We start from the raw sequence: 15,472 nt of genomic DNA, 5'->3' as shown, positions 1-15,472 counted from the left end.
GGAGCCCATCCGGCACCCGTCCGGAGTCCGTCCGAAACTCCCCCCCGCCCCACCTGTCCGAAATCTCGAACGTCGTTCGCGAAGCGCTTCACCGAGAACGGAGCCGCCGTCATGGCCTCAGCTGTGACCTCACCGCCCCAAGCCGGAAAGCCCCAGGCCGATCCGGCACGGAGGCGCCGCCGCACGGGAGCGGCCCCCCGCCGACTGCCGTATCTCCTGATCGCCCCCGCCGGACTGCTGATGCTGGGCTTCATCGCCTACCCGGTGCTCAGCGTCTTCTACTACAGCCTCCAGCACTACAACCCCACCAAGCCCTGGCGGAACGGCTTCGCCGGTCTCGACAACTTCACCCGGATCTTCACCGACGACCCGCACTTCTGGGGGACGCTGTCCTTCAGCCTGAAGTGGGTCGTGGTCGAGGTGACCCTCCAGCTGCTCTTCGGTCTCGCCCTCGCCCTGATCGTGAACCAGACCTTCGTGGGCCGCGCCCTGGGCCGGGCCCTCGTCTTCTCGCCGTGGGCCGTCTCGGGCGTGCTCACCTCGGCGATCTGGGTGCTCCTCTACAACTCCCAGACCGGCATCACGCGTTACCTGGCGGACCTGGGCCTGGGCGAGTACGGCACGTCCCTGCTCTCCGACACCGCGACCGTCTTCCCCGCGGCGATCGTCGCCGACCTCTGGCGCGGGGTGCCCTTCTTCGCCATCCTCATCCTGGCCGACCTCCAGTCCGTACCGAAGGACCTGTACGAGGCGGCCGAGGTCGACGGGGCGGGCCGGGTCCGCCAGTTCCTGCACATCACACTGCCCCACATCCGGGACGCGATCGTGCTGTCCACGCTGCTGCGCGCGGTGTGGGAGTTCAACAACGTCGACCTGCTCTACACGCTGACCGGCGGCGGTCCCGCGGGCGAGACGACCACTCTCCCGCTGTACATCGCCCACACCAGCGTCGACGCCCACAACTTCGGATACGCCTCCGCCCTCACCACGGTGGCGTTCGTGATCCTTCTCTTCTGCTCGATGGTCTATCTGCGCCTGAGCAAGTTCGGAGGCGACGGCAAGTGACAGCCGAGTCCACCCTGACGGCCGCCCCCGCCCCCGGGGCCGCGCAGGCACCACCGCCCCCCGACCGGACCCCGCCGGCCGCCGGCCGCAAGCGCCGCCCGGCCTGGGACGAGGTCCCCCGCTGGCAGATCTACCTGCCCCTCGGGATCTACCTCGTCTTCACCCTGGTCCCCTTCTACTGGATCCTGCTGTTCGCGGTGCGGCCGGCCGGTTCCACCTCGCTCCTGCCCTGGCCGATGACCGGCGAGCACTTCGAGAAGGTGTGGACGGAGCGCAGCTTCGGCGTCTTCTTCCAGAACAGCCTGCTCATCGGCGTCGCGGTGCTCGTCATGACGACGGTCGTGGCCCTGGCCGGCGGTTACGCGCTCGCCCGCTTCGACTTCCGGATCAAGAAGGGCTTCATGCTGGCCCTGCTCTGCTCTCAGTTCGTGCCGGGCGCCCTGCTGCTCGTCCCGCTCTTCCAGATCTTCGCCGAGCTGCGGATGATCAACTCCCTCGGCTCCGTCATCATCGCCGAGACCGTCTTCCAGCTCCCGCTGTCGATGATCCTCATCAGCGGCTTCATCAGGAACGTGCCGTACTCCCTGGAGGAGGCCGCCTGGGTCGACGGCTGCAACCGCTTCTCCGCCTTCCGGATCGTCGTCCTGCCGCTCCTGCGGCCCGGGCTCGTCGCCGTCGGCTCCTTCGCCTTCGTCCACGCCTGGAACCACTTCCTCTTCGCCCTGATGTTCCTGAGCAGCCAGGACAAGCAGACGATCCCGGTCGGCCTCAACACCCTGATGGGCGCCGACAGCGTCGACCTCGGCGCGCTCGCGGCGGGCGGGGTCATCGCCGCCGTCCCCGTCGTCATCGTCTTCGCCTTCATCCAGAAGTGGCTGGTCACCGGCTTCAGCGCCGGGGCGGTGAAGGGATGACCAGCACCCGGACGACCCTCGACAAGGAAGACATGAACACCGCACGCACCCCGCTGCCCGTCGTCCTCGCCGGCGCCCGCGGCCACGGCCGCAGCCACCTCCTCAACATCCGCCGCCTCGAGGAGCGCGGCCTCGTCCGCCTCGCCGGGGTCTGCGAGCTGCGCCCGCTGGACGCGGCCGAACTGGACGGCATCGGGAACCCGGAGCAGTCCGCCGACTTCGAGGCGCTCCTCGCCTCGACCGGCGCCCGGATAGCCGTGCTCAGCACGCCCATCCAGACCCACACCGACATGACGCTCGCCGCCGCCCGGCACGGGGCGCACATCCTCCTGGAGAAGCCGCCCGCCCCGTCGCTCGCGGAGTTCCGCAGGATGGCCGACGGGGTCGCCGAGGCCGGGGTGGCCTGTCAGATCGGCTTCCAGTCGCTCGGCTCGCACGCGGTGCCCGCGATCCGCCGGATGGTCGCGGAGGCCGCGATCGGCGAACTCCTCGGCGTCGGGGCCGCCGGAGCCTGGGTCCGCGACGAGGCCTACTTCCGGCGCGCGCCCTGGGCGGGTCACCGGCGCCTCGGCGGCGTCGACGTCGTCGACGGGGCGCTCACCAACCCCCTCGCGCACGCCGTCGCCACCGCGCTCGCGCTCTCCGGCTCCACCCGGGCCGAGGACGTCGAGCACATCGAGACCGAACTGCTCCACGCCAACGCCATCGAGTCCGACGACACCTCCTGCGTACGGGTCGTGACGTCGGCCGGCACCCAGGTGACGGTGGCGGCGACGCTCTGCGCCGAGAAGTCCTCGGAGCCGTACGTCGTCGTCCACGGCAGCCAGGGCCGCATCACCTTCTGGTACCGGCAGGACCGGGTCCTCGTGCAGCGGGCGGGGCACGGCCCGGTGGAGACCGAGTACGGGCGGACCGACCTCCTGGAGAACCTCGTCGCCCATGTGACGCACGGCGAGCCGCTGTGGGTGCCCCCGGCGGAGACCGGCGCGTTCATGCGGGTCGTCGAGGCGGTCCGGACGGCTCCGGATCCGTCGGCGGTGCCCGCCGAGCACTGGCACGGCGAGCCCGGCGAGAGCGCGCCGCGCCGGGTCGTCGACGGGATCGACGCCCTGGTCGACGCGAGCGCCGACGAGCTTCGGCTCTTCTCCGAACTCGGCGCCGTCTGGGCGCCGTCGACCCGGGCGGGGGCCCGATGAACACCGAGCGGCCGACCCTTCTGCGCTGCGCGGGGCGAACCGTCGCCCGCTACACCACCCGGCCCCCGCTGGCCCTCGACCACTCGCCCCGGCCGTACCTGCACCCCGTGACGACCCTCGCCGGGCGCGTGGTGACCGAGACCGTGCCCGAGGACCATCCGCACCACCTGGGGGCGGGGGTCGCCGTCCCCGACGTCGCGGGCCACAACTTCTGGGGCGGGCGCACCTTCGTCCGGGGCCGCGGCTCGGTCGAGCTCGACAACCACGGCGTGCAGCGCCACGACGGGTTCAAGCTGTGCGACCCGGACGGCTTCGTCGAGGAGCTGACCTGGTGGGCGGCGGGTGAGCGGCTGCTGCGCGAGCACCGGACCGTGGCGGCCACCGCCCTCACGGACACCGCCTGGGCGCTCGACCTCACCTTCTCCCTCGTCAACGTGTCGGGGCGGGACCTGTCGATCGGCAGCCCCGCGACGAACGGCCGGCCGGGGGCCGCGTACGGCGGGTTCTTCTGGCGCGCGCCCAAGGAGGCGGCGGCGCCCGTGGTCTTCGGCGCGGACCCCGGCGCCGACGACGAGGAGTCGGTGCACGGCGCCCGCTCCGACTGGGTGGCGCTCGCGGGCGAGGGCTGGACCCTGGTCTTCGCCGGGGCGACGGAGACGACCCGCTGCGACCCGTGGTTCGTGCGGGCCGCCGAGTACCCGGGTGTGGGCTCGTCCCTCGCCCACGACGGCCGGCTGCCGGTGTCCGCCGGGGAGACCTTCGTACGGCGGGTGGTGACCGTCGTCGCGGACGGCCGGCTCGACCGGTCCGGCGCCGCCGCCCTGGTCCGCAAGGCGGTGGCCTCGTGAGCCGCCCGGCCGGCCGGGCCCCCACCGGCGACCTGGGCGACGGCACGTACCGCAATCCGGTCCTCGCGGCCGACTGGTCGGACCCGGACGTCGTCCGGGTCGGCGAGGACTACTACCTGACGGCGTCCAGCTTCGGCCGCGCGCCCGGCCTTCCGCTGCTGCACTCGCGGGACCTGGTCAACTGGACGATCGTGGGCCACGCCCTGGAACGGCTCGAACCGGCGGCCGCGTTCACCGCGCCCCGGCACGACCGCGGGGTGTGGGCCCCGTCGCTCCGACACCACGACGGACGGTTCTGGATCTTCTGGGGCGATCCCGACCACGGGATCTTCCAGGTCAACTCCCCCTCGGTGCGCGGGCCGTGGACCGCCCCGCACCTCGTGAAGTCGGGGCTCGGACTGATCGACGCCTGCCCGCTGTGGGACGAGGAGTCCGGCGAGGCGTACCTCGTCCACGGGTGGGCGAAGTCCCGCGCCGGGTTCAACAACCGGCTCACCGGCCACCGGATGAGCCCCGACGGCACGAAGGTCCTCGACGAGGGCCGGATCCTCGTCGACGCCGACCGGATCCCGGGCTGGTTCACCCTGGAGGGCCCGAAGCTGTACCGGCACGAGGGCTGGTTCTGGATCCTCGCCCCGGCCGGGGGCGTGGCCACGGGCTGGCAGGGCGCCTTCCGGTCACGGTCGTTCCACGGCCCGTACGAGGAGCGGACCGTCCTCGCGCAGGGCGACACCGACGTCAACGGCCCCCACCAGGGCGGCTGGGTGCGCACCCAGCACGGCGAGGACTGGTTCCTGCACTTCCAGCAGTCGGGCGCGCACGGCCGGCTCGTCCACCTCCAGCCGATGCGCTGGGGCACGGACGGCTGGCCGGTGCTCGGCGACGGCGGCGCGCCCGTCCGCGTCCACCGCAAGCCGGACCTGCCGGAACAGCCGCCCTCAAGGCCCGCGGTCGACGACACCTTCCCCGGCGGGCGGTTCGGCCGCCAGTGGCAGTGGACCGCCAACCCGGACGAGGGCTGGGCGACCCAGCACGCGGGCGACGGCCTGCGCCTCGGCTGTGTCCGTACGGAACGGCTCGACGACCTGCGGAGCGTCCCGCACGTGCTCACCCAGCGGCTGCCGGCCGGGGCGTGCGCGGTCGAGGTCGCGCTGAGACTGGACGGCGAGGCCTCCGGTGCCCGCGCGGGGCTCGTCGTCCTGGGCGACGCGTACGCCTGGATCGGTCTGGAGCGCGCCCCGGACGGCACGGTCCGGCTGACGCACCGCTTCGCCCCGGCCGACGCCGACCGCGAGCGGGACGCTGCCCGCTCCCTGCCGGTGGCCGGGGACCGGGTCCTGCTGCGGATCGAGGTCACGGCGGACGCGCGCTGCCGCTTCTCGTACGTCTCCGACGGCGCCGGGGAACCGGTCCCGCTGGGCCCGGAGTTCGCCGCCACCCCGTGGCGCTGGGTCGGCGCCCTGCTCGGCCTGTTCGCCGGCGCGCCGGAGGGCTCGGGACACGCCGGGACGGCCGTGTTCTCGGACTTCCGCGTCACCCCTTGAGCCGCCCACGGCTCGCGTCACCCCCGAGCCGCCCCACGGCTCGCGACACCCCTTGAGCTCCCCCACATCTCCATCCCCATCCCCATCCCCGCAAGACCCCGAGAGAAGAGAGCCGACGATGACCATCTTCCCCGGCGGACGGCGCAGAGCCGCCGTCGCCCTCGCCCTGACCGGTGTCCTCGCCCTGACCGCCACCGCCTGCGGTGACGACGGCAGCGGCGCGGGCGGCGACAAGGGTACGGAGGGATCGGGCAAGGGCAAGATCACCTTCTGGGACAACAACGGCGGCGTCCGCACCGACGTCTGGAAGGAGATCATCGCGGACTTCGAGAAGGCGAACCCGGACATCGACGTCGAGTACGTCGGCGTGGCCTCCAAGGAGGTGCAGTCCAAGTACGACACCGCCATCCAGGGCGGCGCCCTGCCGGACGTCGGCGGCGTCGGCGCGGCCATGCTCGCCGGGATCGCCGCGCAGGACGCCCTGGAGCCGCTGGACGCCCGGGTCGAGGACAGCGCGCTCAAGGGCAAGCTGAACACCGGCATGGTCGACAGCGTCAAGGCCGCCGGCGGCCAGGACAAGCTGTTCACGGTCCCGACCTCCGCCAGCAACGGCGTCCTCTACTACCGCACCGACCTGTTCAAGGCGGCCGGCCTCGCCGAGCCCACCACCTGGTCGGCGTTCTACACGGCGGCCGGGAAGCTCACGCAGAAGGACAAGAACCGTTTCGGCTACACGATCCGCGGCGGCGCCGGCTCCATCGCCCAGGCCCTGGACGCGATGTACGGCCAGAGCGGCATCACGGACTTCTGGAACGGCGACAAGACCACCGTCAACGACCCGAAGAACGTCACGGCCCTGGAGAAGTACGCCGGACTGTTCAAGAAGACGACCCCGGCCGCCGACGTCAACAACGACTTCACCAAGATGGTCGCGCAGTGGGACAGCGGCGAGATCGGCATGCTGAACCACAACCTGGGCTCGTACCAGGACCATGTGAAGGCGCTCGGCACGGAGAAGTTCCGGGGCATCCCGAACCCGACCCTGGACGACGGCACCCGGGTGCAGGTCTCCAACCCGGTCGACGGTCTCGGCCTCTTCTCGTCCAGCAAGAACAAGGCCGCCGCCTGGAAGTTCATCGAGTTCGCGGCCTCCCACGAGTCCAACAGCAAGTGGAACAAGTCGGCCGGCGCGATCCCCGCCAACACGGAGGCCGCGAAGGACGCGTGGCTCCAGGAGGCCGAGCCGACCAAGCTCGCCGCCGACGTCCTCTTCAGCGGCAAGGCCACGATCGTGCAGCTGCCGTACTACCTGCCCGACTGGAACACCATCTCCAAGGCCGACAACGAGGCCGGCTTCCAGAAGGTCCTGCTCGGCAAGGCCACGGCCAAGGAGTTCCTCGACGGTCTCGCCGAGCAGCTGAACGCGGCCCAGGCCGAGTGGAAGCAGCAGAAGAAGTGAGCGTCGGCCGCCGCGCGGTGGTCACGGCCGGGGCGGGCCTCGCGCTCGCCCTGGCCGGGGCGCCCACCGCCCGTTCCCAAGGACTCCCTGCCCGAGGACTCCCTCCCGGAGGACGCCCCCGTATGCGCACCGTCTTCCTCGCGGGCGACTCCACGGCCGCCCAGAAGTACACCGACGCCGCACCCGAGACCGGCTGGGGCATGGCCCTCCCCTTCTTCCTGCACAAGGGGCTGACCGTCGCCAACCACGCGGTCAACGGCCGCAGCACCAAGAGCTTCCTCGACGAGGGCCGGCTCGACGCGATCCTGACGGCGATCCGCCCCGGCGACCTGCTCCTGGTCCAGTTCGGCCACAACGACGCCAAGACCGCCGACCCCACCCGCTACACCGAGCCGTGGACCACCTACCAGGACAACCTGCGGGTCTTCGTCGAGGGTGCCAGGGCCCGAGGCGCCCTCCCGGTGCTCGCCACCTCCGTCGAGCGGCGGAAGTTCGCCGCCGACGGCACGGCGCTGCGCACGCACGGCGCGTATCCGGCGGCGATGCGGGAGACCGCCCTGGAGGCGGACGTCCCGCTGCTCGACATCGAAGCGCTGTCCCTCGCCCTGTGGCAGAAGCTCGGCCCCGAGGCCACGAAGACGTACTTCAACTGGACCGCGACCGAGCAGGACAACACCCACTTCAACCCGCCCGGCGCGATCGAGGTGGCCCGCCTCGTCGCCGCCGAGCTGCTCCGCACGCACGTCCTCACTCCGCGCGAGACGTGCCGCCTGGACGACTCCATCCCCACCGACCGGATCACCTGGCCCGTTTCCGAGGAGAGCTGACCGTGAACCGACGCACGAAGCTGGGGGTCGTGGCCGCGACCGCCCTCGCCCTGACGGTCACCGCGCCCACGGCCGGTGCCCACACCGGCCACCGCCCCGCCGTCGACCCTGCCAGGGAGGCCCTGCCCGCCGGCGACGGCTGGGCGGCCGAGGGCGCCGGCACCACCGGAGGGTCGGCCGCCGCCCCCTCCCGGGTCTTCACCGTCACCACCTGGGCGGAGTTCCGCGCCGCGCTCGAAGCGCCCGGCACCGAGCCCCGGATCGTGAAGGTGCGCGGCACGCTGAACGCGACCGCCGACGGCTGCGCCGCCTTCGAGGCCCCCGGCTACGACTTCGCCCGCTACCTCGCCGACTACGACCCGGCGGTCTGGGGCTACGAGAACGAGGTCACCGGCCCCCAGGAGGACCTGCGCGCCGCCTCGGCCACCGCCCAGGGCAAGGCCATCAAGGTGAAGGTGCCGGCGAACACCACGATCGTGGGTGTCGGGAGGCACGCGGGGATCACCGGCGGCAGCCTCCAGGTGCAGGGCGTGGACAACGTCATCGTCCGGAACCTCACCCTGGAGAGCCCCCTCGACTGCTTCCCGCAGTGGGACCCGACGGACGGCGCGACCGGGGCGTGGAACTCCGAGTACGACAGCCTCGTCGTGTACGGCTCCACGCACGTCTGGATCGACCACAACACCTTCACCGACGGGGCCCACCCGGACAGTTCGCTGCCCTCGTACTACGGGGAGGTCTACCAGCAGCACGACGGCGAGCTGGACGTCGTGCGCGGCGCGGACCTCGTCACGGCCTCGTGGAACGTCTTCACCGACCACGACAAGACCCTGATGATCGGCAACAGCGACAGCGCGGGCGCCACGGACCGCGGCAAGCTGCGCGTCACCCTCCACCACAACCTCTTCGACAAGGTCGTGGAGCGGGCGCCCCGGGTGCGCTTCGGTCAGGTCGACGCGTACAACAACCACTTCGTGGTGGCGGGCCCGTCCTACGTCTACAGCCTCGGCATCGGCCAGGAGTCCCAGCTCGTCGCAGAGAAGAACGCGTTCACGCTCGCCGCCGACGTGCCCGCCGGGCAGATCCTGAAGAAGTGGAAGGACGCGCCGGTCACGACCTCCGGCAACTACGTCAACGGCCGCCCGGTCGACCTGCTCGCCGTCCACAACGAGCAGTACCCCGCGGAGATCCTGCGCGGGGACGCGGGCTGGACGCCGGTGCTGCGCACCCGCGTCGACCACCCGAAGGCCGTCCCGGCCCTCGTCGACCACCGCGCGGGCGCCGGCCGCCTGCGCTGACCCCCGAACGAGAGGAGGCCGGGGCCGACGCGCCACCCGGCCTCCTCTCTCCTGTGCCCCTCCCCCTTCCCCTCCCGCCCAGCGAAGGAGCACCCGCATGCCCCCGCACCACCCCGGAACCTCCGCTCCCGGCCGCCGCGCCCTGCTCACCGCCGGTCTCGGCGCGGCCTTCGCCCTGGCCCTGCCCGCCACGACCGCGAGCGCGTCCCCGCCGTCCAACAGGCCCTTCGGGCGCTTCGGTTCGCCCGCCGCCCGCCTCACCGAGCGGACGCTGTACGTGCATCCCGGCGGCCTCGGCGACCACACCACCGTCCAGGCCGCGGTCTCCGCCGCGAGCGGCGCCGGCTGGACGCTGGTGCTCGCCCCCGGGACGTACCGGGAGACGGTCGTCGTGAGCGCCGCACGTACCGGCATGACCTGGATCGGCGCGAGCGGGGACCCCCGGGACGTCGTCGTCGTGTACGACAACGCCGCCGGCACGCCCCGCCCCGAGGGCGGCACCTACGGCACGAGCGGCTCCGCGACGACCACCGTGCAGGCGGACGGCTTCACCGCCCTGGGCGTGACGTTCGCCAACGACTTCCTCCGCACCGACCTCCCCGGGAACCCCGGCACTCAGGCCGTCGCGCTGAAGGCGCAGGGTGACCGCTCGGCGTTCTTCCACTGCCGGTTCCTCGGCCACCAGGACACGCTGTACGCGGACTCGACGTCCCTCCCGGCCTTCGCCCGGCAGTACTTCGCGCACTGCTACGTCGAGGGTGACGTCGACTTCGTCTTCGGCCGCGCCCGGGCGGTCTTCGAGCACTGCCACTTCCGTACGCTGGTCCGCACCGATCTGGCGGGCGCCCCGTACGGCTTCGTGTTCGCCCCGTCGACGGCGGGCGCCAACCCGTACGGCTTCCTGGCCTCGCGCTGCCGGATCACCAGCGAGGCGCCCGACGGCTACTACAAGCTGGCCCGGCCCTGGGTGCCGAGCTCGGACACGACCGCCCGGCCGTCGCTCGTGGTCCGGGACAGCGTCCTCGGCCCCGGCATCGACGCCGTGGCCCCGTACGCGAACATGCGCGACGCCTATCCCTGGCAGGCCCAGCGCTTCGCGGAGTACCGCAACACCGGCCGGGGTGCGACGGTCACCGTCCCGGAGAACCGGCCCCAGCTCGACGCCGCCGAGGCCGCGAGGGCGACCCGGGAGACGTATCTGGGCGACTGGATCCCCCGCAAGCCCTGCGCCTGACGGGGACACGTGAAGCACCCGGGCCCGGACGGCACCCAGGTGCTTCGCGTTCACGGACGCAGAAGGGGAAAGTCCGCCCCGGCCCAGAGCGTACGGAGAGGGGCGGGGACCTCGTCCTCGTCGCCGTCCTCGGTCCGCCACACCTCGGTCTGCCCGGTGGAGTCGTCGAACGACGGCCAGCCCGGGTCTCCGGCGGCGGCGAAGCCGGCCCACGCGCGCACCATCCGGGCCGAGAGGTCGTGGTCGGCGGGGGTGGGGGCGCCACCGATGAGGAAGGCCGCGCAGTCCTTGCCGATGGCGCCGAAGGCGAAGGGGACGTCCGCGCAGTGCCAGGCCCGGACGGTTCCGTCGGGGCCGGTGCGCCGGCGGTCGAAGCGCGCCAGGAACGTCCTGCCGCCGGCCAGGGCGTGCCGCTCGGCGAGCCGACGGGCGTACTCCCCGAACAGGAGGTCCCCGAAGACGGCCAGGTAGACGTCGAGCACCGGTGCGTGGGGCATCGCGGCGCGATAGCCGGCCGGCAGTCCGTCGGGAATCCCGAAGTCCCGGGCGAAGCGGTCCAGTTGCTCGCCGGTGGTGACCTTCGCGCTGCTGCCGACGGCGTCGAGTAGCCAGTACTCCTCCGTGGTGTGACAGACGAGGAGGTCCACCTCCCGGCTCGCGCCCGTCGCGATGCCCGCGAGGGGGTCGGTGGGCAGGACGTCACCGTCGAGGACGGGGGCGTAGAGCGAGGGGTCGTAGTGGCGGGATCCGGAGGAGGGATCGCGCCGGTACTCCTCGACGACCCGGTCGGATGCGGTGACGAGGTCCTGCGGGGTCGCCGCCGCCAGACCCTCGGGGGTGGCGGGGCGGCCCGCGGCGGCGGCGACCTCGCGGGTGGTCGCTGCGGCGATGTCGGGCGTGTAGCAGGGGCTGGCGGGGCTGTGGAGGACGGCGCGGTGGAACAGCCCGCACGCTCGGTCCATCACCATGAGGCAGGCGATCGAGGCGGCCCCGGAGGACTGGCCGGCGACCGTGACGTTGTCGGGGTCGCCGCCGAACGCGGCGATGTTCTCCCGCACCCACCGCAGGGCCGCGACCTGGTCGAGCAGGCCCCGGTTGTCGGGGTGGGCAGTCCCTCCGGCGGGGACGTGCCCGAACCCCTCGAAACCGAGACGGTAGTTGAGGGTGACCACGACCAGTCCTGCGCGGGCCAGGGCGTCGCCGTCGAAGTCGGGCTGGGCCGAGGATCCGAAGGTGTAGGCGCCGCCGTGGATCCAGACCAGGACGGGCAGGGAGCCGCCGTCCGGGGCCAGGGTCCAGACGTTGACGGTGAGGATGTCCTCGTCACCCGGCGACCACACGGGCGCGCCGGGCAGTTCCGCCGACTGCGGGGCGACGGGGCCGAAGGCCGTACAGTCCCGCACTCCGGCCCACGCGGCCGCCGGGGCGGGCTCCCGGAACCGGCGGGCGCCGAACGGCGGTGCGGCGTAAGGGATTCCGAGTACGGCGACGACGTCGGCGGAGGCCCGGAAGCCCCGTACCGCACCGTGCGTCGTCTTGAAGGTGTCCATGGGTTCAGCGTGTCATCCGGCCCCTCGCCCGCACCAACACCAAGATCACGACGATTCACGCGCTGTCGATGTCAATGCGGGCACCCGCATGTCAGGGCAGCAGGTCGACGCAGTCGAACGCGGTGCCCGCGCTCAGGAATCCGGTGCCGGTGGAGCCGCTGACGACGTTCAGCCTGAGGACGTTGTACTGGCTCGGGTCGGTCTTCCAGGCGCTCGCCGGGACGACGTACGTGAAGGTGTGGTTGTTGCCCCGGTACGAGCCGTTGGTCAGCGAGCGGGTCGACGGCTGGGTCGGGGGCGAGGGGATCGCGGAGACCCAGTCGTTGACGGTGACCTGGGGCCGTCCGTTGAGGAAGGCGGTGGTGACGCCGATCCGGAGGGTGTGCGCGGCGGCGGCCTGGGCGGCGGTGAGCCTGAAGTACACGAGGACGCCGTCGTTGACGTCCTTCCAGACGTAGCAGGGGAAGGAGGCGGAGACGTCGCCGGCGCCCAGGACGACGTTCCCGGTCCAGGAGGCGGCCCGAACGTCGGCGGGGTGGGCGTACGTCATGAGGGCGGCGTTCTTGAACTCGCCGGGGGTTCCGTCCCAGTCGCCGATCCGCCAGATCGCGGGGGCAGTGCTCGGGTCGTTGGTGAGGGTGATGGTGTGGAGGGCGGTGGCCGTGCCGGCGGTGACGGTCACCGTGCCGGTGTGGACGGCGAGTTCGCCTTTGTAGACGGTGAGGGTGTAGGTGCCGGGGAGCATTCCCCGGCAGGAGAAGGCGCCGGTGCCGGCGGTGGCACGGGTCCAGTACTGGGCGTCGGCGTTGGCGAGGCCGACGGTGTACGGGTGGTCCGCGGCCATGCCCGCGAGACCGACGCCCGCGACCCTGCCGCGGCCCGCGGCGCCGACCCAGCCGGGGATGCCGAGGCCGTCGACCCAGGAGGTGTCGTGGTTGGCGGCGAAGAGCGCCGAGGAGGGTGTCCCGCCGTCGGTGAAGGCGAGCAGGTAGGGGCCCTGGAGGCCGAAGCGCATCGCCTCCGTCTGGGACTGGTTGTAGTGGAGGATCTCGTACAGGCCGACGCCGAGCTCGTTCGAGTGGCGCAGGAGGGAGCGGTAGAACGGGCCGCCGGAGGCCTTCTCGTGGTTGGAGCGCACCATCCAGAGGCCGACCGAGCCGGTGGTGTAGCCGACGGTGTCGTAGTCCATGACCCGGACGCCCGAGTAGTGCTTGGAGCGGGTGTGGCCGTCGGCGCGCTGCCAGACGTCCCCGGCCTCGATGACGGTGTCCGCCCCCTCCACCCAGGAGTCGGGGCCGGCGTTCGGGAAGATCCCCGGCTTGAGGCGGGCGATGAAGCGGGTCGCGGTGAAGGACGTGTCGGCCTTGTCGGTCCACAGGTAGACGTTGTTCAGGCCGGAGCGGGCCGCGATGTAGTGGCGGAGCGTGCCGTGGACGACGGTGACGAGGACGGTCGAGCCGATCTGGGCGAGGGTGACGGTGGAGGCGCCGAGGCCGGACTCGACGTGCGAGTGCTTTCCGCCGTACCCCTCGTACTCGGTGCCCTTGTAGACGAGGGACGTGAGGTCCCCGGTCGACTTCGAGACCTTGAACACGAGTCCGGCGCCGGTGTCGAGGACGTACTGCGTGCCGTCGTCGCTCCAGCCGAAGCCGGCCGCCGCGGCGGTGCCTTCGACGGCGGCGAGGGCGACTCCCGCGGCCGCTGCGCCGAGAAGGGTGCGGCGGCGGAGGGGGTGCTGCGAGGTGGTGTCGTCGTACGAGCGCATCGGCGTGCGGCTCCTTCGGTACGAGGGGGTACGGGGCGGCTCCCGGTTGTCCAAGACACCCCCTAGGTCGCCACCGGCCGCGGAAGGGTTGCCCCCCGTACGACGCCGAACGTCAGGCGGTGCGCGCCGTCCGGGAGACCGGGAGGCGGGCGCAGCGGCGGCAGGCGCGGGCCGAGGTCGCGACGATCGCGTGCGAGGCGGCCGCGAGGGCTCCGGCGCAGGCGAGCAGCGGCCAGTTCGTGGCGAGGGCGGAGGCGACGGCGAGCGCGAGCGTCGTGACGGCCATGGCGACCCCGGCGGTGGTGCCGGTCCAGGCGACGAGGAGCGGCAGCCGGGGCGGGGTGGGCAGCCGGCGGGCGAGGGTGCCGGTGACGGCCAGCGTCGCGGCCGAGAGCAGCGTGGCGCCGATCGCGACCCCGGCCAGGTGCGCGGCGAGCAGCTGAGCGGTGCGGGGGACGGACCCTGCCGGGTCGGCGGCGGGGGCCACCGACAGGTACCAGCAGGCGATCAGGAAGGGGGCGGTGAGCGCGACGGCCCGGGCGGTGTGCCGGGCCTGGGCGAGGGTCAGCTCGCGCTGGCAGCTCGGTACGAGCTCCTCGACCGTCCCGAACTCCCTGACCGCCGCGCGGATCGCGTCCGGGTAGGGGCCGCCCCGCTCGGCATGGGCGTCGGCCGTGTCGGCGAGGCCGCCGCGGATCTCCTCGACCAGTCGGGCCTTCGCGCGGGCCGGTCCGTGCAGGGCGGCGGCCAGTTCGGCGGCGTACGCGTCGAACGGGTCACGCGGATCACGCGGGTCGAGCGGGTCGGCGGCGGGGCCGGTCATGTGGCGAGCCCGGGCGGCGGCGTGGTCGGGTTCAGGACCGAGCCGATCGCGGCGGTGAACTCGCTCCACGCCGTCCGCTCGCCCGCCAGGGTGTGGCGGCCCGCCTCGGTGAGCGCGTAGCAGCGCCGGCGCCGCTCGCCGGAGGACTCCCAGCTGCTGCTGAGGAGTCCGAGCCGCTCCAGCCGCTGGAGCGCCGGATAGATCGTGCCCGTACGCAGTTCGAGCACGCCGCCGCTGCGGTGCTGGACCGCGGCGATGATCGCGTACCCGTGCAGCGGGCCCTGTTCGAGCACCGCGAGCAGCAGCCCGTCCAGGTGCCCTCGTACCGCATCCGCCTTCATGGGTAGGCAGCCTACCCATAAGACCGGTAGGCAGTGTATGCATAGGGGACCAACATATTGGCAGCCAACCTATTGGCGGCCGGTTTCATCCTGCTCCTGTGCGGAGGCATGCGCCGTGACCGAGTTCCTGTTGTCCGTCCACGTCCTGGTGGCGATCGTCACGGTCGGGTCGATCACCGTGGCCGCCTCGATGTTCCCGCGCGTCGCGCTGCGGGCCTGCGGCGGCGGGGAGCGGGAGGACGGCCCGTCGGGCGGGACCGGCACGGCCGTGGTCCTGCACCGCGTCTGCGCCGGTTACGCCGTCGCCGGTGTCGTCGTCCCGGTCTTCGGCGTGGCGACCGGCGCCCAGCTGGGGGTCCTGACCGACGCCTGGCTGATCGTGTCGATGGTGCTGACCACGCTCGCGGCGGCCCTCCTCGGCCTGGCCGTCCTGCCGGGCCAGCGGCGCCTGCTCGCCCTGGCCGAGGGCGCGGCCCCCGAGGCGGAGGCCCGGCCCGTGGCGTCCCGACTGGCCATGCTCACCGGGGTGTTCAACCTCCTCTGGGCGGTCGTCGTCGTCCTGATGATCGTCCGCCCCGGCTCCACGACCGGCGTGTGACCCCCGGGCG

The 15,472-nt window shown here is 72.7% G+C and carries 14 protein-coding genes; 10 read left to right on the top strand and 4 right to left on the bottom strand.

The window, feature by feature from the left end; all coding sequences use genetic code 11:
* The first annotated feature begins 111 nt into the window (after positions 1-111).
* From SGA01_RS05005 to SGA01_RS04965, 9 genes are all read left to right on the top strand, one after another.
* Positions 112-1,065, top strand: coding sequence for a carbohydrate ABC transporter permease (locus SGA01_RS05005; RefSeq protein ID WP_141293680.1), 954 nt, complete (start codon positions 112-114; stop codon positions 1,063-1,065).
* 14 nt (positions 1,066-1,079) lie between these two features.
* Positions 1,080-1,979 (top strand): carbohydrate ABC transporter permease, encoded by a 900-nt coding sequence (locus tag SGA01_RS05000; RefSeq protein ID WP_141293797.1) that lies wholly within the window; start codon positions 1,080-1,082, stop codon positions 1,977-1,979.
* Positions 1,976-3,175 (top strand): Gfo/Idh/MocA family protein, encoded by a 1,200-nt coding sequence (locus tag SGA01_RS04995; RefSeq protein WP_229918306.1) that lies wholly within the window; start codon positions 1,976-1,978, stop codon positions 3,173-3,175. The genes SGA01_RS05000 and SGA01_RS04995 overlap by 4 nt, the downstream gene beginning before the upstream one ends.
* On the top strand, positions 3,172-4,023 hold the full coding sequence (locus SGA01_RS04990; RefSeq protein WP_141293678.1) for a DUF6807 domain-containing protein: 852 nt from the start codon (positions 3,172-3,174) through the stop codon (positions 4,021-4,023). Before SGA01_RS04995 ends, SGA01_RS04990 begins: the two co-directional genes overlap by 4 nt.
* Positions 4,020-5,567 (top strand): glycoside hydrolase family 43 protein, encoded by a 1,548-nt coding sequence (locus tag SGA01_RS04985; RefSeq protein WP_229918305.1) that lies wholly within the window; start codon positions 4,020-4,022, stop codon positions 5,565-5,567. The genes SGA01_RS04990 and SGA01_RS04985 overlap by 4 nt, the downstream gene beginning before the upstream one ends.
* A 118-nt stretch (positions 5,568-5,685) precedes the next feature.
* Positions 5,686-7,026, top strand: a complete 1,341-nt coding sequence (locus tag SGA01_RS04980) for an ABC transporter substrate-binding protein (RefSeq protein WP_141293676.1) — start codon at positions 5,686-5,688, stop codon at positions 7,024-7,026.
* Positions 7,023-7,853 carry a rhamnogalacturonan acetylesterase gene (locus SGA01_RS04975; RefSeq protein ID WP_308699037.1) on the top strand — a complete coding sequence of 277 codons (831 nt, stop codon included), beginning with the start codon at positions 7,023-7,025 and terminating at the stop codon, positions 7,851-7,853. Before SGA01_RS04980 ends, SGA01_RS04975 begins: the two co-directional genes overlap by 4 nt.
* 2 nt (positions 7,854-7,855) lie before the next feature.
* On the top strand, positions 7,856-9,151 hold the full coding sequence (locus SGA01_RS04970; protein WP_141293672.1) for a pectate lyase family protein: 1,296 nt from the start codon (positions 7,856-7,858) through the stop codon (positions 9,149-9,151).
* 97 nt (positions 9,152-9,248) lie between these two features.
* Positions 9,249-10,385: a pectinesterase family protein gene (locus tag SGA01_RS04965; protein WP_141293670.1), complete on the top strand. Its 1,137-nt coding sequence runs from the start codon at positions 9,249-9,251 to the stop codon at positions 10,383-10,385.
* 50 nt (positions 10,386-10,435) lie between these two features.
* Here the strand turns inward: SGA01_RS04965 and SGA01_RS04960 are convergent, their stop codons facing one another.
* The 4 genes from SGA01_RS04960 to SGA01_RS04945 all read right to left on the bottom strand — a co-directional run bounded on the left by SGA01_RS04960 (position 10,436) and on the right by SGA01_RS04945 (position 14,864).
* Entirely contained in the window at positions 10,436-11,935 is a 1,500-nt protein-coding gene (locus SGA01_RS04960) for a carboxylesterase/lipase family protein (RefSeq protein WP_141293668.1), read from the bottom strand.
* 91 nt (positions 11,936-12,026) lie between these two features.
* Positions 12,027-13,700: a rhamnogalacturonan lyase B N-terminal domain-containing protein gene (locus SGA01_RS04955; RefSeq protein WP_141293666.1), complete on the bottom strand. Its 1,674-nt coding sequence runs from the start codon at positions 13,698-13,700 to the stop codon at positions 12,027-12,029.
* A gap of 112 nt (positions 13,701-13,812) precedes the next feature.
* Complete coding sequence (locus SGA01_RS04950) at positions 13,813-14,523, bottom strand: permease prefix domain 1-containing protein (protein ID WP_141293665.1); 711 nt, start codon at positions 14,521-14,523, stop codon at positions 13,813-13,815.
* Positions 14,520-14,864, bottom strand: a complete 345-nt coding sequence (locus SGA01_RS04945) for a PadR family transcriptional regulator (RefSeq protein ID WP_141293663.1) — start codon at positions 14,862-14,864, stop codon at positions 14,520-14,522. Before SGA01_RS04945 ends, SGA01_RS04950 begins: the two co-directional genes overlap by 4 nt.
* Before the next feature lie 115 nt (positions 14,865-14,979).
* Between SGA01_RS04945 and SGA01_RS04940 the strand changes: the two genes are divergently transcribed.
* Positions 14,980-15,462 (top strand): hypothetical protein, encoded by a 483-nt coding sequence (locus SGA01_RS04940; protein ID WP_141293661.1) that lies wholly within the window; start codon positions 14,980-14,982, stop codon positions 15,460-15,462.
* Positions 15,463-15,472 lie beyond the last annotated feature (10 nt).

It is taken from the genome of Streptomyces gardneri (assembly GCF_006539185.1).
Classification (GTDB): Bacteria; Actinomycetota; Actinomycetes; order Streptomycetales; family Streptomycetaceae; genus Streptomyces; species Streptomyces gardneri.
This window is presented reverse-complemented; position numbering and strand designations above follow the sequence as displayed.